Origin of the sequence: Mesorhizobium sp. M7A.F.Ca.US.006.04.2.1 (assembly GCF_004022915.1) — a bacterium.
Classification (GTDB): Bacteria; Pseudomonadota; Alphaproteobacteria; order Rhizobiales; family Rhizobiaceae; genus Mesorhizobium; species Mesorhizobium ciceri.
Genome location: NZ_RZQA01001273.1, coordinates 1 through 1,223, shown reverse-complemented (window position 1 = coordinate 1,223; position 1,223 = coordinate 1). Strand labels below are relative to the sequence as shown.

Here is a 1,223-nt window from a genome sequence, read left to right as displayed (position 1 = left end):
GCCACCGGCAACCGGCACGCCGACTGTCGGCGACAGCACGGAAACGTCGCCCAATTTGCCCTTGATGTCGGCCTGGATGTCGGTGCCCTGCATGCTGGCCGTGCCGGCGGCGCTGAGCGTGCCGGACGTGAATTCGATCGAGTTGGCGGCGAAGGATCCCTGCGGATCGCGGGCCGCGGTGGCCGAGAATTTCACCCGGGCGCCAAGCACCGAGGCGATCTGCGGCGGAAAGGCCGTCGCCACGGCATCCGCGTTCATCTTCAGCTGCATCGACAGGTCGGCAAGCGCCACCGTCGCCGTCAGAGAGGCGTTGAGCGCGTCGGAGCGCAGCGTGCCCTGGTCGATGGCAATGGCATCCTTGCTGACCGACCCGGCCAGATCGACATCGATCTTGCCGGTGATCAGCGGCGCCAGCGTCGCCACGTCGGTGTTGAGGCCACCTGCCTGCAGCTTGACGGTGACCGGCCCGGCGCGGTTCTGGATGTCAAAGCCGTCGGAATGGATCTGCGCCGCCAGATCATCCAGCCGCGTGCCGCCAGCAACGATGGAGACGAAGGAGGCGCCGATGTCGATGATCGGCGCCTTGCCGTCGCCGAAGGCGCGGGCGGTGGCATTGCTGATCGCCAGCGTGATCGGTTGCGCCTTGCTGCCGACGCTGATCACAACGGGCGGACCCTTGGCGGCGAGTTCGATCGAGAGGTCGCTGGCGCCGGCAGGATCGACAATGCCGGTCGCGGTGCCGTGCACCGCATCGCTGTCGATGTTGGCGCGGTCGACACTGACGCCACCGGCCGATGTGGCGGTGCCGGCGACATCGAAGCTGGTCTTGCCGGCAAACAGCGGCTTGAGATTCTCAGGCAGGAAGCGAGCGAAATCGCCGTCGCCCTTGGCCTCAACATGATTACCCTTGTCGGTCAGTTGGTGCCGGCCTGTCAGCTGGGTGACGATCTTGCCGTCGACCGAGAACGTGCCGATGCCGTTCCAATTGGCGAGCGGCCCGGTGCCCGAGACAATTATGTCGACCGGCGGCGTATCGGGCAGCTTGAGCAGATTGGCGATGATGCCGCCTGCCGGCTCCGAGGCCTTCAGGTCAAGATCGAGCCTGTTGTCCGCCGGCGCAAAGTGGATCTTGGCATCGACATTGCCTTGCTTGCCGTCATGGCGGGGGACGTTGTGCACCCCCTCCACCCCCCGAGGCGCGGCATCGGCCCTTAGCATGCCCC

At 66.4% G+C, this 1,223-nt stretch carries 1 pseudogene; it reads right to left on the bottom strand.

Annotated features, from left to right (window positions below):
• Positions 1 to 1,223: pseudogene (locus tag EN925_RS36550) on the bottom strand (translocation/assembly module TamB); the annotation flags it as partial.